Origin of the sequence: Streptomyces winkii (assembly GCF_032248595.1) — a bacterium.
In the GTDB taxonomy this organism is placed as follows: domain Bacteria; phylum Actinomycetota; class Actinomycetes; order Streptomycetales; family Streptomycetaceae; genus Streptomyces; species Streptomyces winkii.
The window spans coordinates 106,028-123,660 of record NZ_JASTTH010000011.1 but is presented as its reverse complement, the minus strand read 5'-3'; the positions used below and the strand labels follow the sequence as shown (position 1 = coordinate 123,660).

The following is a 17,633-nucleotide window of genomic DNA, read 5'->3' as shown; positions in this document are numbered from 1 at the left end:
CCGTGAAGATGAAGCTCTCCACACGCATCGCCCTGGCCATCGGCCTCACCGTGCCGCTGCTCGTACTGGCGTCGGGATGGCTGCTGCTCGCCCTCGTCGCGCGCGACATCCACGCCGAGCAGGACGCGCATCTGCGCGAGCGGGCGGCGGTGGTGAAGAAGGACGCGCGGCGGCTGCTCCGGGTGACCGTCTCGGACCGTCCGCGCGCCGAACAGGTCCGCGAGCGGCGGCTGTACGCGGCGGCCCTGGACGTGGGCATCCGCGTCGTCGGCCCGCAGGGCACGTTCTCGGGCGGGCCGCAGCCAGACGCCCGTACGCGGCTGCCGGACTCCGCGCCCCGGCCCGTCACGGTGCGCGAGCGGGGCAAGGGCACGCCGGAGGGCATGCCGCGCAAGCGCAGGGTGGACAGCTGGCGCGTGCTGTCGGTGCCGGTGCAGGGCAAGCGGCCCGGAGTCGAGGGGACGCTCTGGCTGTTCTCCCCGGACACCACGGGCCGGGACCAACTCGCGTTCGTACGGCGCCGGGTGGCGTTCGTCGCGATCGCCGCCGCGCCGGTCTCGGCGCTGCTCGCGTGGGCCGCGGCCTCGCGGGCGAGCCGTCCGCTGCGCAGGCTCCAGCAGCGCACCAGCGGTCTCGATCCGCGCTCCGACACCTCCCGGCTCGAACACACCCCGACGAGCATCACCGAGGTCGACGACCTCGCCGAGACGCTGCGTACGGTGCTCGCGCGCTACGACGAGCAGGCCGCCCGCACGGCGCAGGCACTGGCGACGGCCCGCTCCTTCTCCTCGGCGGCGGCGCACGAACTGCGCACCCCGCTGATGAGCATGCAGACCAATCTGGAGATCCTCTCCGCACACCCCGAACTGGCCGGGGAGGACCGCGACGAGGTGCTGGAGGACCTTCGGCGGGAGCACTCCCGGCTGCTCGGGCTGCTGGTGATGCTGCGCGAGCTGGGTCAGGGCGACCTCGTCGAGGCGGACGCCTTCGGGCCCCTCGACCTGGGCGAGGTCGTGGAGGCGGCGGTCGCGGACGCGCGGCGACGCGACCGTACGGCGGGGACGGGGGTGCGCCTGGCCGCGGCCGAGCCGGGTCTCACGGTGCACGGGTGGGAGCCGGGGCTGCGCTCCATGCTGGACAACCTCATCGGCAACGCGCTCGCGCACGGGCGGGGCCGGGGGCAGGGAGCCGGACAGGGGCAGCTTCACGGTCCCTCCGTCGATGTCGCGGTGCGCCCGTACGACTCGCCCGCGGGCCCCATCGCCGTGCTCACGGTCGACGACGACGGCCCGGGCATCCCGCCCGAACAGCGCGCCGCTGTCTTCCAGCGCTTCCGGCGCGGCCCGGACAGCAGCGGTTCGGGGCTCGGCCTCACCCTCGTCGCACAGCAGGCTGCGCTGCACCGGGCGACCGTCGAGATACGGGACAGGCCGGACGGCGGCCACGGCACGCGCGTCGAGGTGCGCATCCCGCTCGCCCGCCGCGAGGCGGCCCCGGCGGATCCGGGTCTGCCCGCGCAGCGCGACTGGCTGATCGGAACGGCCTCCGGCTCACAAGGAATTCACAAAGAGGGCCTCTAGCGTCCGGGGCCGCGCGGGGATCCGCACTCGTGCCGTCCCGACAAGGAGGAGACACCGTCATGAGGAAAACGAAGGGCACCGTCGTCGCGCTGTCCACCGTCGCCGCGCTGCTCGCCACGGGAGGCGTCGCCGCAGCGGTCGCCACGACCGGCGGCGACGCGAGCCCCGTATCGGCGGACACCACGCAGACGCAGGCCCAGTCGGAATCGCAGAAGCAGACGGACGGCGACGCACGCGCCAAGTCCCGGCCGGAGGCGAAGCACGCCCCGAAGGGCGACGGCTCGAAGCGGCTGTGCAAGCGCGCCCCGAAGATCGACAAGCGGATCGACCGCCTCCAGCGGCGCCTCGACGGCGGCGTGCGGACGCGGGGGTCGTTCGAGCGCCTGGAGAAGCGCATCGAGAACGCGAAGAAGGAAGGGCACGACGTCATCGCGGACTTCCTCAACGACCGCCTCGACGACCGCCGCGAACTGAAGACCAGGCTCGGCGACCGCGAGGACGGCCTGAAGAAGGTCCGCGCGTGGTGCGCGACGCAGGACTTCGACAAGGGCGACAAGAGCGACAAGAACAGCACGGAGGGCTGACCGGTCCCGGACCTCCTCCCCCCGTCCCGGGGGAGTGGGCCCCGACTCCGGGGGGAGCCGCGGCCGCCCGCCCAGCCGGGCGGGCGGCCGAATCCGCTGGCGCCCTACCTCGCCCGGCCCGCGGCCAGAGGAACGCGGGCAGCCGAGACGCCCAGGCCCGTAAGGGTGCCGGGGCGGCGTTGCGGGTCGGGGGTGTGCCGGAGGTCCTCCTCGCGGTAGCGGCGGCAGCCCTCGTGCCAGACCTTGATGCCGGAGAGCCAGTTCTCCAGCTCCGTCACATACGAGGCGAGCGTGCCGCGGGCTTCCGCGTCGAGCTCGAAGTCGTCGTACACGACGGGCAGTTCGTGGGCCGCGACGTGCTGGAACTGGCGCATGCGCGACGTCATCAAGTCGTTGACGACGCCGAGCGCCGCCGGGTAGTCGCAGTCGAAGAAGTTCTGCACGACGAGGATGCCGTTGTGGATCTCGCCCTCGTACTCGATCTCCTTCTGGTACGAGAAGACGTCGTTGAGCAGTGCCGCGTAGTCGCACGCGGCGTTCTCCAGCGAGCGCATGGGCCCGCTGCGGTAGACCTCCGGCGGGATGCGCTCGCCGTGCGCCAGCCGGCACAGGCTCATCGTCAGCTCCGAACCGAAGGTCAGGCGGCGCATCTCGATGTAGTCGACGGGGTCGGGGATGCGGTTCTGCGCCTGGTTGGCCAGCTCCCACAGCCAACTGCCGGTCATGTCCTCGATGGAGCGGCGCAGCGCGCTGCGCGCGCCGGGGGCCATCGGCCCGGCCGTACGGGCCCACAGATCGGCCAGCGCGCGCTCCAGCGCGGTCGCGGGCTCCGGCGTAGCCGAGGGATCGTCCAGTGGCATGAAGGCCGGGAGCCGCTCGGTGGCGGCCCTGGCTCCGGCGAGGTCGCGGGGGCGTCCGTACACGACGGGGTAGTAGTCGTCGCCGTACGTGCCCCACGCCAACCATGCGGAGCTGAGGTCGAGTTCGCCGGGCGAGGCGTCCGGATGGATGCCCGCGGCGCACAGCGGCAGATCGATGTCGATGAGCCGGCGCTCGTCCCAGACGTGGGAGAAGGGGACGCCGGGCTGCGGCCGCAGGATGCCCATGCGGTGCGCCCACTCCACGACGTTGCGGCGCGCGCTCTCCAGATGCGGGCTGAGCCGCGCGGTGAACGGCATGTGGAATTCCGGCAGTTGTGACGGCCCGACCCGCCGGTGCGGGACGTGCGTGAAGCTCCGGACGCGGGCCGACTCGGCTCGCGGGGTCGTCCGTACGGTGCCCGCGCCCGTGGCACAGCCGGGGATCCGCGCCGCGGACGTTCCCAGCCCGGCGGGCCGCAGCCAGGGTTCGGGCGCGGGGCGCGCCGCTGCGCCCGAACTGCCCCCGGCGCCACGGTCGTTCATATAGCGGCTGGAGCGCATGTGCCACTCGTGCCCGCCCGACTGCCAGTCCTGGAGCCCCTTGACGTACGCCAGCACGCCCGCGCACGTCTGCGGATCGAGGCCCGACTCGGCGAAGAGCGGCGCGAGTTCGGTCAGTGCCGTGTTCTCGAACTGCTGGAGCCGGGAGGTCAGCAGATCGTTGACGGCGTCGGCCGCCTCCTGCGTCGTGCACTCCAGGAAGCGCTCCAGCACGAGCACGCCGTTGCTGTTCTCGCCCTCGTCCTCGACCTCCCGCTGGTACGAGAAGAGGTCGTTGCGCAAGTGCACGGCGTCGGCGAAGGCGTCGCGCAGCACGCGCATCGGCCGGGACGCGGCGATCTGTTCGGGCACCTCCGCGCCCGTCACGTACTCGACGAGGCCCGCGGACCAGGGCGCGCCGCCGACCTTCCGGCGCATCTCGATGTACTCGACGGGGTTGGGGACGCGGTGTGCGCCGATGTTGGACAGCTCCCACAGGGACTCGCCCAGCAGGTTCGCGGTGCTCTCCGCGAACCGCGCCCGCCAGCCGCCGGGCATGCGCGGCACCGTACGCGCCCACAGGTCCGCGAGACCGGCCTCGACGGGGTTGAGCGGCTCGGGCACCGCGGCGGAGTCGTCCATCGGCATGAACTCGGCGAGCCGGTCCAGGTGCGCCTTGCCGCCCTCGCGGTCCGGCGTGCGCTTGAACTTCTCCAGGAAGTAGTCGTCGAAGAAGAAGACCCACACGTACCAGTCGGTGACGAGGGAGAGGTCGCCGGACGAGGCGTCGGGGTGGGTGTACGCGCACAGCAGCGCGTAGTCGTGCGCTTCGAGATCACGCTCGTCCCAGATTCCCGAGCCCTCCAGCATGCCCATCTCGCGGGCCCACGCGGTGGAGTGCTCGCGCGCCTGCCCCAGATGCGGATTGAGCCGCGCCGGATACGGCATGTAGAAGTCCGGCAGTTCGAAGGGGTTTCCCGCCGCTGTCACTGATCCGTACCGGCCCTTCCCATGTCGTACGAGGCTGCACCGCGAGCCGGGCGGGACTCTGCGGGCCGGTGTCAAGTGACCCACGCAGCGCGGCTGTTGTGGCCGTTGCCGCCGCGGTCCCGCCCCCGGTCGGCACAGCACTACCCGACGCCACGGCCACGTATCCGTGCCCGCAAACAGTCATATGAGCCCACAACGAAGCGCGGACTGGCCGTCCCAACTCGCTTACGGGCACCGGGAATTCACCATCCGCCCCACTCAACCCGTCCGCCACACGAGGCGTCTATACATGCGATGTATACCCCCTGTGTATAGACGGCGGCGACGGGCCGAGACCAAGCCCGGAAGCCCCGCACAGAACCGCGGAAGGGAAGGCATGTACGGCAAGGCATTCGCGCCCGAGTACCAGGGCGCACTCGGCTCGCTGTCGGTCAACTCCTCACTGGCCGACGTACTCGCCCGCGCGACCGAGCAGTTGCGCGCCGCCGAGCGGAACGGGACCCCGCGCGAGGCTGCCCGCTGCTCCCTCGCCGTCGCGGAGGCCCACCGGCGCCTCGGCGACACCCGCGAGGCGGACCGGGCGTGGAAGGCGAGCTACCGCACCGCCCGCGGAACCGGCGACCACGCGGCGATGGCGTGGGCGGCGTGGAGCGGGGGCACCCTCGCCCGCCAGCGCGGCGCGATGCCGCTGGCCCGCAGACTGCTCGCGCTCGCCGCCGAGTTGGGCGAACGCGGCGGCGACGTACTCGCCCGCGGCTACGCACTCGCCGGCCTCGCGGAGACCGGCCGCATCCAGGGCGACTACGAGGCCGTCGACGCGCTCCACGAACAGCTGCTCGCGGAGGCACGCGAGCGCGGCGAGGCACGCCACATGGTGTGGGCGCTGGAGGGCATCGCGCAGATGCGGCGCAACACGGGCGCGTACGACTCCGCCCTGGCGATGTTCGAGGAGGCCGCGGCCATCGCCGAGGAGGCGGACGACCGGCGCGGGCGTGCGTGGGCGCTGCGCGGCGTCGCGGATCTGGTGTCCGTACGCGACGGGGACACCGAGCGCGCCCTCGCGCTGCTCTCCGAGGCGGCCGGGCTGTGCACCGCCATGGACCTCACCAGTGCGCTCGCCTACAACCACAAGATGAGGGGCAACGTCCTCTACCGCGCCCGCCGTTACGCCGAGGCACGCAGGTGGTACGAGCGGGCGCGGTCGGAGTTCCGTGCCATCGGCGAGCCGCGGGGCGAGGCGCTGGCCCGGCTCGGGCTGGTCAAGACGCACGCGCGGCTCGGCCGGGAGCCCGCACGCACATCGGCCGACCTCGACGAGCTGCGTCGCGCCCTGGAGGCCATCGGGCTGCGCCACGCCGGGCGGCTCACGGAGGGCGCACGGGAGGAACTCGGCCTCGCCCGGGGGCCGGAGGCGCGGTGCGCGGAGTCCGGCGAGCAGGGCGGGGCCGGGGAGGACGGCGAGGACGGCGAGGGCGGAACCGAGAAGGCCGACGGCGCCGACGAGGCCGTGGCCGCCTGACCGGAGGCGGCGACGAGGCGGCGCCCCCTGCAACACCTCCACGGACGCGACGGTCATCAACTGCTGTACGTCCGTTCCCTGTTGACGCCCGGACCGCTAGCTTTCCGTACGACACGTCCGCAACCCGGACATGGCGCACTTCAGGCCGGACACCCCGGCCGGGGTGCGCCTTCTGCCGCCGTACGCACCGGAAGGAACCCGACAGTGCACGTACCGCCGCGAGCAACCGGTCACCCCGCGAGACCCGTCTCCGGGCCGGGCCGGCTCCTCGGACACCGCTCCCTCGCCGCGCTCGCCGCCACGGCGCTCGCCACACCGCTCCTGCTGGCCGCCGCCCCGCCCGCCGCGGCGGCCTCCCCGGCCACGGGCTCCCCAGACCAGACCGCGGCAGCCAAGGCATCGGCCGCGAAGAAGGGCGACCAGCTGGCGAGGAAGCTCGTCCGGCGTACGGGCGCAAAGGGCGCCATGCGCCACATGAAGGCGCTTCAGGCCATCGCACGGCACAACGACGGGAATCGCGCGGCCGGTTCGCGCGGCCACGAGCTCTCCGCGCGGTACGCGGGCACCCTGCTCAAGGCCGCCGGCTACGAAGTCACCTACCAGGACTTCGACTTCGTCTACCGCGAGACTCTCGCGGAGAAGATGACGGTCACGTCGCCCGACGAGCGCGACATACCGGTCAAGCTGATGACGTACACGAAGAGCACGCCGGAGGGCGGCACGAAGGCCGCCGTGGCACCCGTACCCGAGGACGAGGACCAGACGTCGGGCTGCACCGCGGAGGACTACGCGTCCGGCGACTTCGACGGCAAGATCGCACTGATCCAGCGCGGCGGCTGCACCTTCGCGGAGAAGCAGGCGGCGGCGGCCGGCGCGGGCGCGGTGGCGGCGATCGTCTACAACAACACCGAAGGCGAACTGAGCGGCACCCTGGAGGACCCGTCGAACGGACGCATCCCCACGGGCGGCGTCAGCCAGAAGGACGGCGAAGCGCTCGCGGCCGAGGCCGGCTCCCACGAGGTCACCGCCGACGTGGAGTTGAGGGAGTTCCAGGAGAAGCGCAGCACCCCCAACGTCATCGCCGAGACCCCCGGCGGCGACGAGGACCACGTCGCGATGTTCGGCGCACACCTCGACTCGGTGACCGAGGGCCCCGGCATCAACGACAACGCCTCCGGCTCGGCCGGAATCCTCGAAACCGCGCTCCAGTTCGCGGCCGCGGGCGGCACCAGGCAGCCGGACGGACGCACCGGCCCCGGCACCGGCCCCGCCAACAAGGTGCGCTTCGCGCTCTGGACGGCGGAGGAGGTCGGCCTCAGGGGCGCCGACCACTACGTCTCCGGACTCTCCGGCGCCGAGCGCGACAAGATCTCGCTCTACCTCAACTTCGACATGATCGCCTCGCCCAACTACGGCCTGTTCGTCCACGACGGCGACGACTCCGACGGCGAGGGCTCCGGGCCGGGCCCGGAGGGCTCGGGCCAACTGGAGCGCGGCATCGTCGACTTCATCGAGTCGCGGGGCGAGCAGACGCGGGGCGCGGACTTCGACGGCCGCTCCGACTACGGCCCGTTCATCGAGGCGGACATCCCCGCGGGCGGCTCGAAGACCGGCGCCGAGGGCATCAAGACCGCGGAGGAGCAGAAGCTCTGGGGCGGCGAGGCGGACGCCGCGTACGACGGCTGCTACCACCAGAAGTGCGACGACCTCGACAACGTCAACCTCAAGGCCCTGGACCTGAACGTGAAGGTGATCGCCGACGCGGTCGGCCACTACTCACAGGACGTCAGCGACCTTCCCTGACGTGCGTGCGGGGTGCCGCGCCGCGCCGCCCGTACGTCGCCGCGCCGCCCGCCCTCCGGTGCCCGTCCTCCGGTGCCCGTCCGCGCGATGCTCCGCGCCCCGTCGCGCGGCGCGGGCACCGGGCGCGTGCGCGTCCGCGCGCTCCGGCGCCGCCGCCCGTTTCCGGCCCGCGCCGCGGACTCGCCCGGACCGCCTTCCACGGGCCGTCCGTGCGCCGCCGGCGGGCGTCGGCTGCACCTGTAAGAACCACGGGAAGCTGCGCCCGGAGCGGCTGGCCCGGTAGGCTTTCCGTGTGATCTTCAAGCGAATCGGAAACGGGCGGCCGTACCCCGACCACGGCCGGGAAAGCACCCGCCAGTGGGCGGACGTCGCCCCACGCCCGGTGCGCCTTGACCAGCTCGTCACGACGAAAGGGCAACTCGACCTCGAGACCCTGCTGGCGGAGGACTCGACGTTCTACGGGGATCTCTTCGCCCACGTCGTGAAGTGGAGCGGCGACCTCTATCTGGAGGACGGGCTGCACCGCGCCGTGCGAGCGGCTCTCCAGCAGCGACAGGTGCTCCACGCACGCGTGTTGGAGCTTGACTGAGCGCGCGCTCCCGCCGCTAGCCCTTTCAGGGCCGCCACGTCACAACCATTGATCATCTAGTAGGCATCGCCTTTGTCCCGCACTACTCTGCGCCCATGAGCATGCTGACTCCCCCCGGCATGGGCGGAAAGTACCGCATCACGGGAAATCGCTACCCACGCATGCGCCGCCCCCGTAACCGTCGCAGGATCGTGCTCGCCTCACTCGCCGCCGTCTGCGCTCTGTCGCTCGGCGGCTGGGGAACGCTTCAACTCATCGACATCTTCTCGGGCGGCACCTCCGCGAACGCCGCCGGGAAGAGCGCGAAGGGAAAGGAAGGCGGCGCCGACTGCGCCACCGACGCGAAGGCCACGACGAAGAGCGGCAAGGACTCCGCGGTCCCCGACCCCGACTCGATCAAGGTCAACGTCCTCAACGCCACCGACCGCAGCGGCCTCGCCAAGTCCATCGCCGACGACCTGGAGAAGCGCGGGTTCAAGATCGGCAAGGTGGCCAACGCCCCTGCCGAGTTCGACAAGAAGGTCAAGAACACCGGCGTGCTGCTGGGCGCGCCCGGCAAGGAGGGCGACGCCCGTCTGAAGGTGCTGGGCACTCAGTTCAAGGACGTCGACAGGCGGTTCGACGACCGCAAGGGCAAGGACGTGGACTTCGTCATCGGCAAGGCCTACGACAAGCTCACCGGGAAGAAGGAAGCCGACGCGGCGCTGGCGGCGCTCGCGGACCCGAAGCCCTCCCACGGCGGCGGCAGCCGCTGCAAGGACTGACGACGAGGCGGCCGGCGCCGGTACGTACGGAGCACCGGCGCTGCCGGACGCGTCAGCCGACCGTCCCGTACATGCGGTCGCCCGCGTCGCCGAGCCCCGGAACGATGTAGCCGTTCTCGTTCAGCCGCTCGTCGATCGAGGCCGTCACGACGGTCACCGGAGTCCCCGACAGCTCACGCTCCATCAGACGTACGCCCTCGGGAGCAGTCAGCAGACAGATCGCGGTCACGTCGTCGGCGCCGCGCCGGATCAGCTCGCTGATCGCGGTGACGAGCGTCCCGCCCGTGGCCAGCATGGGATCGAGCACGTACACCTGACGTCCGGAGAGATCGTCCGGCATCCGGTTCGCGTAGGTGGACGCCTGGAGCGTCTCCTCGTCGCGGATCATGCCGAGGAAGCCGACCTCGGCGGTCGGCAGCAGCCGCACCATGCCGTCGAGCATGCCCAGCCCGGCCCGCAGGATCGGCACGACGAGAGGGCGCGGGTGCGACAGGCGCACACCGGTCGTCGCGGTGACGGGTGTACGGATGTCGACCGTCTCGGTACGCACATCCCTCGTCGCCTCGTACGCGAGCAGCGTCACCAACTCGTCCGCGAGGCGCCGGAACGTCGGCGAGTCGGTGCGCTCGTCGCGCAGCGTGGACAGCTTGTGCGCCACCAGCGGGTGGTCGACGGCGTGGATCCGCATGGGCCCGACCCTAGCGGAGGCATGAGTACGGCTCGTACTGGCGTACCCCTGCCCGACGCGGGAAAGTGGTCAGGTATGCCGGAGGTGTACAGATGTCCGACTCGCAGAATCCGAGGAAGGCAAGGAACGCCCGAGCGGCCGGAGACCCCGGCCATGCCCGCGCACGGGAGGTGAGTTCGGCACGGAACGCCGCCAAGTCGCGCGCCGGCGGCGGCACCGCGGGCCGTCCCCGCGATGCGGAGACCGACGCGGACCGGCTCCGCCGCAGGGCCAACTTCCTGCGGGAGCGGAACGAAGCCCGCGAACTGCGCGACCGCGTGCAGCCGCGCCGCAGCCGGACCGCGCGAATGCGCCAGGCGATGCGGATGCGGACGTTCCGTTGGTGAAGTGATGACATCCTCACGGTGACGTCCCCCGACGGACATTCGACGGACAGACGCCGTCAAATCACAACACCTGGTCAAGAAACGGTCACCCTGCGTTCTCATCACACAGTCCGCACAAGAGATCTGCGCAAACACCCGCCCGACGCACTGTCGAAGACCCTTCGCACGGCCGCGGTTTCTGCCACGATTCCGATTGGGGCGGGGCGAAGTCCTCGTCAGCAGCCATCGGGCACCTCAGAAACCAGTGGGAGAGTCACGGTGTATTTCGCCGCACTGCTCGCGCGCACCGAAGACGGGTGGGAAGCGAGCGACACGGAGCTCGACGATGTGGAGACCCTGGCCGACCTGGCCGACCTGGCCCGGGAGTCCGCGACCGACGACGAACCTGTGCTGGCCTGCATCGAGCAGGAGGGCGAGTGGTTCGGGGTCGTAAGGGTCGAGGGGGAGGACGACCCGCGCGTATTCGTCTCGGACGCCGCCGCTGCCATGCGCAGCTCGTACGGCGAGATCCTGCTGTCCGACGAGCTCCTCGGCCGCGAGCCGGAGAACCCCGACGCGCTGGACCAGCTCGTGGACCTGGACGGGACGGAGGACGGCGAGCCGGAGTCCAAGGACACCGCCGACGGCGACGAGGTGAGCACCGAGTCACCGGAGGGCACGCCCATCGGTCCGCTGGGCGACGCAAGCCTCCTCGCCGATCTCGGAATGGAGGACAAGGCCCTGCTCTCGCTCGCTCCCGAGGACGCGCTGAGCGAGATCGCGGACGCGCTGGGCTGCACGGACGTCCTGGAGGCCGTGCGGTAGCCGCGGAGCTCACGGCCGCCGGCGGTGTGGCGGTCCGTGAGCGGTAGGAGACTGGCTGCATGACCGACGCCGCTCCCGTGCCCGACCCCGTCCGCGACCGCTGGCGGGAGCCGATGCGCCGCGCCCTCGACGAGGCCGTACGGGCACGGGAGAGCGGCGACGTACCGGTGGGGGCGCTCGTTCTCGGGCCCGGCGGCGAGGTGATCGGGAGCGGGCACAACGCACGTGAGGCGTGGGGGGATCCGACCGCCCACGCCGAGATCATCGCGATCCGCGCGGCGGCGGCGACCCTTCGCGGCGAGTGGCGGCTGGAGGGCTGCACCCTGCTGGTCACGCTGGAGCCGTGCACGATGTGCGCCGGCGCGGCCGTCCTCTCCCGCGTCGAGCGCGTCGTCTACGGCGCCGTCGACCCGAAAGCCGGCGCCGCGGGCTCGCTGTGGGACGTCGTACGGGACCGGCGCCTCAACCACCGCCCCGAGGTGATCCACGGCGTACTGGCCGACGAGTGCGGGGCCCTGCTCACCGACTTCTTCCGCCGCTCCCCCGGCGCTTCTTGACCAGCCCGGCGAACCCCCGACGATCACGCCGCGGACCGCCCGTTGCCGTGCCCCGGAACGGATTTCGGCCCACGGCACCCGTTGGGCTAGAGTGCCTCTCGGTAGCGTGTCCGAGCGGCCGAAGGAGCTCGCCTCGAAAGCGAGTGAGGGGCAACCCTCCGTGGGTTCAAATCCCACCGCTACCGCAGATCGGAAGGGCCGGATCCCCACGGGGGTCCGGCCCTTCGATGCGTTCCGTCTCAGTTTCGGTTTCAGTTGGACGCCGACTGGCTCACCAACTCCAGCCGGAGGCCGGCCGACATGGAGTCGATAAAGCTCGCTCCGAGGCCCTGTCCACCATGCGATCAACATCAAGACCACGGACCACGCCCTGGCGTTAGCCGAACAGATGATGAGCCGGGGGGGGGAGCAGCGTGTGGACGGCGGTACACGGGCGCTGTTCGTGATCTGCCAGGCGCGGGCTCTGGCGGAGGAAAAGCACTGATCGTGCGCTGAAAGAGTCGTATGGGCACGGGAGTTGGCTTCGGCAGCGGGAGAGTGCGGCGGAGTGCCGGGCTGGTCGGCGCTGTGGGCGTCACCGATGTCGACGGTCAACTCGCATACGGCGAAGATACTTTCGGCCACACGCCGCTACCGGGAAGCGGAGCGCTCCTACAAGGGCGCGGTGCAGCTGCTGTCCGAACAGCGTGCCTACTACGTGCCCTTGCCCCGGACCACCTTGACCAGCTCCTCGATCTTCGCGGCGGTGCCGAGCTGACTGAAGCGCTCGACGCGTACCGGCCGGTGGGCAGCGTCCTGAAACTGCCCTGCGGGCCCGGCACTTGGACCTCTCAGCTGCTCCGCCACGCCGGCGATGTCACCGCCGTCGACAACGACTGGTGAACGTTCCGCCTATCCGTTCGTACTCTGTCGCATTTACAGTCGCCCCATGCCTGTCGACTCAGCGATGCGGCCTGCGCGCGCCGAGCGGCATGCGCGACTCGCGGTGGCCGTGCTGTTCTTCACCAACGGGGCCCTGTTCGCCAATCTCTTGCCGCGGTTTCCGCAGATCAAGGCAGACTTCGGGATCAGCAACGGCACCTACGGTCTGGCGGTCGCGGCGTTCCCGACCGGGGCCATCGCGGCCGGTCTTGCGGCCGGGGTGCTCATTCGCCGGCTCGGCTCGGCCCGGGTGGCGGTCGCGGGCACTCTGCTGACAAGCGTGGGTATCCTCGCGGCCGGCCTGGCCGAGTCGGTAGTGCTGTTCGCGGCCGTACTGTTGCTGGCCGGGGCGACGGACGCGCTCACCGATGTCGCGCAGAACGCGCACGGCCTGCGGGTGCAGCGCCGCTATGGGCGGTCCATCCTCAATTCGTTCCACGCGATCTGGTCCATCGGTGCCGTGACCGGAGGGCTGATGGCAGCCGGTGCCATCGCCATGAACCTGTCGCGCGGGCAGCATCTGACGATCTCGGCGCTCCTGTTCGCTGCCGCCGCCGTGGTCGCCTGGCGGTTCTGTCTGCCCGGCCCCGACGGCGAGCCACAGGACGCCGACGCCCTGCCTCAGCAGCCCCCTAAGGGCACGGGTGGCTCCCTGCGCACCGGGTACGTGCTGGCCGGCCTTGTCGTGATCGGCACAGCCGGCACGCTGGTTGAGGACGCCGGTAACTCTTGGGCCGCCCTCTACCTGTCCGACGCGCTGCACGCCTCAGCGGCGCTCGCGGCTTGCGGCTACGTGGCCCTGGTGGGAACCCAGTTCATCGGCCGCATCATCGGTGACCGGCTCGTCGACCGCTTTGGGCAGCGCACGGTGGCCCGCACCGGCGGCCTCGTCACCGCGGTCGGCATGGGCCTTGCACTGGCCGTACCGACGGTGCCCGGAACGATCCTCGGATTCGCCGCAGCCGGATTCGGGGTGGCGACCCTGGTGCCCGCCGCGATGCACGAAGCCGACGCGCTGCCCGGCCTCAAACCCGGTTCAGGACTGACGATCGTCTCCTGGCTCATGCGCCTGGGCTTTCTGCTCTCGCCACCGGTCGTCGGATTCGTCGCCGACATGACCAGCTTGCGCACGGGCCTGTTGGTTGTGCCCCTGGCGGGGGTGCTCGTGGTCGTCTTCGCGAGGGTGCTGCAGCCCCAGCGGAGCAGAGCTCATCCGGCGCCGCTTGCCGCCGAGTCGCCGTCCGCGGCGATGCAAACTCCTCCCTGACCCGCCTAGTGGGGGCTACGTCTCACAGTGCCGGGGCGGGGATTTCCCTGGACGGTCAACCGCGCGTTGGCGTGAGACACGGGCACCTTGTCAGTCGAGACCCGTCCCGCCCTGAGCGAGACGGGTCTCGTGGGACAGGAGAAACTGTCCGCCTGCCTGCTCGGCGAGGCCGGCACCGAACAGGGCGCCGGGTGTGTAGGCGCCCGGCTGGCCCTCGCCGCGGGCAAGCCTGGCGGCCACTGCGGCTGCCACCGAGGCGGTGTATGCAATGCCGTCGCCGGCGCGCAGCCAGCCCTCGCGGCGGGTGCCGTCAGGCCAGGTGACGACCGCGTGTCCCCAGGAGTGCTGGCGCGGGCGTGGAGTGTCTTTCATCTTGGCTTTGGCCATCTGGCCGAGGACGAAGCGTCGTAGCGGCCCCAGGGACAGCAGCTTTCCAGCCAGAGGGGCCACGGTCCGCAGAACGGGCGAGGTGGGGGCCATGGCGGTGGTCACCGTGACGGACGGAGCCTTGCTGGCCCGGTGGGCCGCGAGGAGGTCGGCGGTGGGAGCGCTCGCGGACTTCGCCTGTTGCCCATCGGGGAGGGTGAGGTTCTGGAGATCGGCGCCGAGGTGTGAGGTGACCATGCGTCCGTCGGAGTAGCGGCGTCCGCCAGTGGTCAGCACGTCGATCATCGAGGCGGCGAAGGCAGCGCCGACGACTCCGGCCTCAAGGGACACGGAGGCCAGGGCGTCGACGCGTACGGCGGCGGGGGTGGGGCGGTCCTCACACAGTTTGATCACGACGGCCTCGGTGGCCAGCACGCCGAATCCGGAGCCGGTCACCAGTGTGCTGCCCGCCTGTTCGGCTTCCTGATGCAAGTCGAGCAGGCGGGGGACGGCTGTCAGATCTGCGGCCAGGTCGAGGTAGTGGCCGCCGGGCATGCAAGCCCGGGCGAGGGTCGGGGCCGTCTCGGCGTAGTTGCCGATGCCGTTGAAGACCACAACAGGTCGCTGCCGGGTGATCTCGGCCGCGATCGTCCGACTATGGCCAGATGGGATCCCGGAACCGCGGAGCGCCTCACACAAGCAGCGCTTGAGCTCTACACGGAGCACGGATACGACAACGTGACCGTGACGCAGATCGCCGAGCGGGCCGGGATCACCCGCCGCTCGTACTTCCGTTACTTCCCCGACAAGCGCGAAGTCCTGTTCGCCGGCTCGGAACGGCTGCCCGCCGCAATCCGCGAGGCAGTCCTCGACGCCCGCCAGACCGGCTCCCCACTATCGGCGACCCTTGAGGCGCTCGCCCAGGTCGGCACTGCCCTCGTCGAGCACATCGACCGCACCGCCGAACGCCGCGCCGTGATCGCCTCCAGCCCGGAACTCCAGGAGCGGGAGCGCACCAAGCTCGCCGCGGTCACCAGCGCGATCCAGGACGCACTCCTGCAGCGAGGCGTCGACGTCAACAGCGCGAAGTTGGTGGCGCAGATCGCCACCATCGCATCCCAGAACGCCTTCGATCGTTGGACTGACGCCCGCGGTCAGAAGGACTTCGCGACCTGCCTCCACACAGTCGCCGCATCGCTCCGAGACACGCTCACCGCAGACATCGACACCGGTCGCCCCGAGTGAGAACTCCACCAACTGCTACTTGCCATCGGGCCCGCACGCGTGCCGTTAACAACTGCTCCCAGACAGGTCCGTCGAGCTGCTCCGCGATGCTGCTGCGCCCCTTGACGGTTCGGTCATCGGACGCGATTCCGGCCCTCGGCGATGAGTCCGGCCATCCCCGCCGGTCGGTCTATGCGCTATCGGATCCACCCGATCCTGGAAGGAATCGTCATGCCCCGCACTCGGATCCACAACATGAACATCTCCCTCGACGGTTATGCCGCCGGCGAGCATGTGACGTTCGACGCCCCGATCGGCGGTGCCGAGCGGCTCTTCACGTGGTTCGACGGCCGGGCCATCCACGGGGTCGACAAGGTGGATGCTCCCATCACTCTGGACCGTGCGTTGACCAGCATGTGGGGCCAGGGCATCGGCGCCGAGATCATGGGACGCCGCAAGTTCGGCCCGCACGTCGGCGATTGGCCCGACGACGGCTGGCGGGGCTGGTGGGGCGACGAGCCGCCATTCCGGACACCGGTGTTCGTCATGAGCCATCATCCACATCCGACGATCGACTTTGCCAACGGGACGAGCTTCCGCTTCGTGAACGGGTCTCCACACGAGGTACTCCGCCAAGCCCAGGAGGCTGCGGACGGTCTCGACGTCCGTCTCGGCGGGGGACCCTCCACCGTGCGTCAGTTCCTCCAAGCCGACCTGGTCGACTTCATGCACCTTGTGATCGTGCCGATCACCCTTGGCCGCGGCGTTTCCTTCTGGGAGGGGTCGAGCGGCGTCCAGGACCGCTTCACCGTCGAGTCGGTCACCGCCCCTGACGGCCTTACCCATCAACTCTGGAACAAGAAGGACGACGTCTGAGTCCGTGTCCTCTCCCCCAACCGGCCTGTCCAGCAGCCTCCTTGGGGAACTCGGCGCTGTGGGCCCGGCCATGGCCGGCCAAGTACCGGTGGATGAGCGCGTGGACGCGTACGACCGTGGACGCGTACGACCAAGGTCTGCCGGTAGGTCTCGGGCGGCAGCACCCTGTCGCCGTCGTGTCAGCACCGACTCGGCAGCATCCTCCACCCGCTACCGTCTCCGGGTGACCGAACTCCCGACCTTGCGCGCCACCCGTGAGTCCTACGACGCCATCGCACCCACCTACGCGCAGCTGTTCCACGACTCCCTGCGCGAACGTCCCCTGGAGCGCGCCCTCCTGAGCGCCTTCGCGGAGCTGGTACGGGCGAACGGCGACGGCGAGGTCGCCGACCTCGGCTGCGGACCGGGATACGTCACAGCTCACCTCGACGGGTTGGGCCTGAACGCCTTCGGTGTCGACGCCTCCCCCGTGATGGTCGAGCTCGCTCGCGAGGCGAACCCCGGACTTCGGTTCGAGGTCGGCTCGATGGCCGCGCTGGACATCGAGGACGGTGCGCTGGGCGGGGTGCTCTCGCGGTGGTCCGTCATCCACACCCCGCCGCAGGACCTGCCCGCTGTCTTGGCCGAGATCGCCCGGGTCCTGGCCCCCGGCGGGCACCTGTTGATCGACTTCCCCGCCACCGACGGCCCCCACCACGAGACGCAGGCCTACGACCATGCGGTGGCAACGGCCTACCGCTGGTCTCCGCACCGTCTCGCCACGCTCCTGCGCGACCACGGATTGGCCGAGGCCGCCCGCACGGTGATCGAGCCGAAGCCCACCGACCGGCGGCAGTTCCAAGAGGTCCAGCTCCTCGCCTGCAAGGCGCAGACCTCGCTCACGTGACGGCGACGGCTCCGATCGAACAGCCCGGGGATCGAACGAGATCGCCCGGGCCGCCGTCAACTCCCGCCTGACACAAGGCTTGTGGGCCCGTGACCGTCCGGGATAACGGGAGCCGGGGCGTGCACGTCTCGCAGGGTTCGATGCGGTGACCCGCGCGGCGCCGTTCGGCCTGGACCGTGCGGGCGTCCATCGGCTCGCCGGTGGCCAGCATGCACTCCGCGACGTGGAGCACGCCGATGCGGGTGGTCTGCCCGGCAGGTGTGCGGCGCCATTCGACGCACCAGCGGCGCGCGGTCTTCGCGCCCCGCGGGCGCGGGTCCTCGGCCTCCTCGATGGCGTTGTTCACCGCGGTGAGCAGGGAGAGCAGCAGCGTCCTGATCGTGTAGAGGCGGGGAAGGTCGTCGGGCAGCGAGAATTCGGACACAGGTT

The 17,633-nt window shown here is 71.0% G+C and carries 18 protein-coding genes and 1 tRNA gene; 15 read left to right on the top strand and 4 right to left on the bottom strand.

The features are described from left to right. Positions 1 to 8 precede the first annotated feature (8 nt). Together QQM67_RS28565 and QQM67_RS28560 are read left to right on the top strand one after the other, a co-directional pair. Positions 9 to 1,580 carry a sensor histidine kinase gene (locus tag QQM67_RS28565; RefSeq protein WP_314178119.1) on the top strand — a complete coding sequence of 524 codons (1,572 nt, stop codon included), beginning with the start codon at positions 9 to 11 and terminating at the stop codon, positions 1,578 to 1,580. A 59-nt stretch (positions 1,581 to 1,639) separates the two neighbouring features. Further along, positions 1,640 to 2,164 carry a hypothetical protein gene (locus QQM67_RS28560; protein ID WP_314177944.1) on the top strand — a complete coding sequence of 175 codons (525 nt, stop codon included), beginning with the start codon at positions 1,640 to 1,642 and terminating at the stop codon, positions 2,162 to 2,164. Between the two features lie 104 nt (positions 2,165 to 2,268). Here QQM67_RS28560 and QQM67_RS28555 read toward each other — a convergent pair whose 3' ends face one another. After that, on the bottom strand, positions 2,269 to 4,512 hold the full coding sequence (locus QQM67_RS28555) for a terpene synthase family protein (RefSeq protein ID WP_314178118.1): 2,244 nt from the start codon (positions 4,510 to 4,512) through the stop codon (positions 2,269 to 2,271). A gap of 418 nt (positions 4,513 to 4,930) precedes the next feature. Between QQM67_RS28555 and QQM67_RS28550 the strand changes: the two genes are divergently transcribed. The 4 genes from QQM67_RS28550 to QQM67_RS28535 all read left to right on the top strand — a co-directional run bounded on the left by QQM67_RS28550 (position 4,931) and on the right by QQM67_RS28535 (position 9,229). Next, positions 4,931 to 6,073, top strand: coding sequence for a tetratricopeptide repeat protein (locus tag QQM67_RS28550; RefSeq protein WP_314177942.1), 1,143 nt, complete (start codon positions 4,931 to 4,933; stop codon positions 6,071 to 6,073). A gap of 204 nt (positions 6,074 to 6,277) precedes the next feature. After that, on the top strand, positions 6,278 to 7,876 hold the full coding sequence (locus QQM67_RS28545) for a M28 family peptidase (protein ID WP_314177940.1): 1,599 nt from the start codon (positions 6,278 to 6,280) through the stop codon (positions 7,874 to 7,876). 292 nt (positions 7,877 to 8,168) lie between these two features. After that, entirely contained in the window at positions 8,169 to 8,465 is a 297-nt protein-coding gene (locus tag QQM67_RS28540; RefSeq protein ID WP_028438603.1) for a type II toxin-antitoxin system VapB family antitoxin, read from the top strand. A gap of 95 nt (positions 8,466 to 8,560) precedes the next feature. After that, the gene (locus tag QQM67_RS28535) at positions 8,561 to 9,229 is read left to right on the top strand and encodes a LytR C-terminal domain-containing protein (RefSeq protein WP_314177938.1); all 669 of its coding nucleotides are present in this window, start codon (positions 8,561 to 8,563) and stop codon (positions 9,227 to 9,229) included. Positions 9,230 to 9,281: 52 nt separating this feature from the next. Here QQM67_RS28535 and upp read toward each other — a convergent pair whose 3' ends face one another. After that, positions 9,282 to 9,917: a uracil phosphoribosyltransferase gene (gene upp, locus QQM67_RS28530; RefSeq protein WP_314177937.1), complete on the bottom strand. Its 636-nt coding sequence runs from the start codon at positions 9,915 to 9,917 to the stop codon at positions 9,282 to 9,284. Positions 9,918 to 10,009: 92 nt separating this feature from the next. Between upp and QQM67_RS28525 the strand changes: the two genes are divergently transcribed. From QQM67_RS28525 to QQM67_RS28500, 6 genes are all read left to right on the top strand, one after another. Beyond that, positions 10,010 to 10,303 carry a hypothetical protein gene (locus QQM67_RS28525; protein ID WP_314177936.1) on the top strand — a complete coding sequence of 98 codons (294 nt, stop codon included), beginning with the start codon at positions 10,010 to 10,012 and terminating at the stop codon, positions 10,301 to 10,303. A 258-nt stretch (positions 10,304 to 10,561) separates the two neighbouring features. Further along, positions 10,562 to 11,107 (top strand): tRNA adenosine deaminase-associated protein, encoded by a 546-nt coding sequence (locus QQM67_RS28520; protein ID WP_314177934.1) that lies wholly within the window; start codon positions 10,562 to 10,564, stop codon positions 11,105 to 11,107. Between the two features lie 59 nt (positions 11,108 to 11,166). After that, on the top strand, positions 11,167 to 11,664 hold the full coding sequence (tadA, locus tag QQM67_RS28515; protein WP_314177933.1) for a tRNA adenosine(34) deaminase TadA: 498 nt from the start codon (positions 11,167 to 11,169) through the stop codon (positions 11,662 to 11,664). A 100-nt stretch (positions 11,665 to 11,764) separates the two neighbouring features. Then, positions 11,765 to 11,849 (top strand) — tRNA-Ser (locus QQM67_RS28510). A gap of 332 nt (positions 11,850 to 12,181) precedes the next feature. Beyond that, entirely contained in the window at positions 12,182 to 12,421 is a 240-nt protein-coding gene (locus tag QQM67_RS28505) for a hypothetical protein (protein ID WP_314177931.1), read from the top strand. A gap of 171 nt (positions 12,422 to 12,592) precedes the next feature. Beyond that, the gene (locus QQM67_RS28500) at positions 12,593 to 13,852 is read left to right on the top strand and encodes an MFS transporter (protein ID WP_314177929.1); all 1,260 of its coding nucleotides are present in this window, start codon (positions 12,593 to 12,595) and stop codon (positions 13,850 to 13,852) included. A gap of 90 nt (positions 13,853 to 13,942) precedes the next feature. On the opposite strand, the gene QQM67_RS28495 is transcribed toward QQM67_RS28500, so the two are convergent. Then, positions 13,943 to 14,833, bottom strand: a complete 891-nt coding sequence (locus QQM67_RS28495; RefSeq protein WP_314177926.1) for a saccharopine dehydrogenase family protein — start codon at positions 14,831 to 14,833, stop codon at positions 13,943 to 13,945. A 42-nt stretch (positions 14,834 to 14,875) separates the two neighbouring features. Between QQM67_RS28495 and QQM67_RS28490 the strand changes: the two genes are divergently transcribed. From QQM67_RS28490 to QQM67_RS28480, 3 genes are all read left to right on the top strand, one after another. Next, positions 14,876 to 15,463 carry a TetR/AcrR family transcriptional regulator gene (locus QQM67_RS28490; RefSeq protein WP_314177924.1) on the top strand — a complete coding sequence of 196 codons (588 nt, stop codon included), beginning with the start codon at positions 14,876 to 14,878 and terminating at the stop codon, positions 15,461 to 15,463. A gap of 210 nt (positions 15,464 to 15,673) precedes the next feature. Beyond that, entirely contained in the window at positions 15,674 to 16,318 is a 645-nt protein-coding gene (locus QQM67_RS28485; RefSeq protein WP_314178115.1) for a dihydrofolate reductase family protein, read from the top strand. Between the two features lie 223 nt (positions 16,319 to 16,541). After that, a complete protein-coding gene (locus QQM67_RS28480) occupies positions 16,542 to 17,204 on the top strand; it encodes a class I SAM-dependent DNA methyltransferase (RefSeq protein WP_314177922.1) in 663 nt (220 codons plus the stop codon). Here QQM67_RS28480 and QQM67_RS28475 read toward each other — a convergent pair. Then, positions 17,197 to 17,628 carry a hypothetical protein gene (locus QQM67_RS28475; RefSeq protein ID WP_314177920.1) on the bottom strand — a complete coding sequence of 144 codons (432 nt, stop codon included), beginning with the start codon at positions 17,626 to 17,628 and terminating at the stop codon, positions 17,197 to 17,199. The genes QQM67_RS28480 and QQM67_RS28475 overlap by 8 nt on opposite strands. Positions 17,629 to 17,633: the final 5 nt, after the last annotated feature.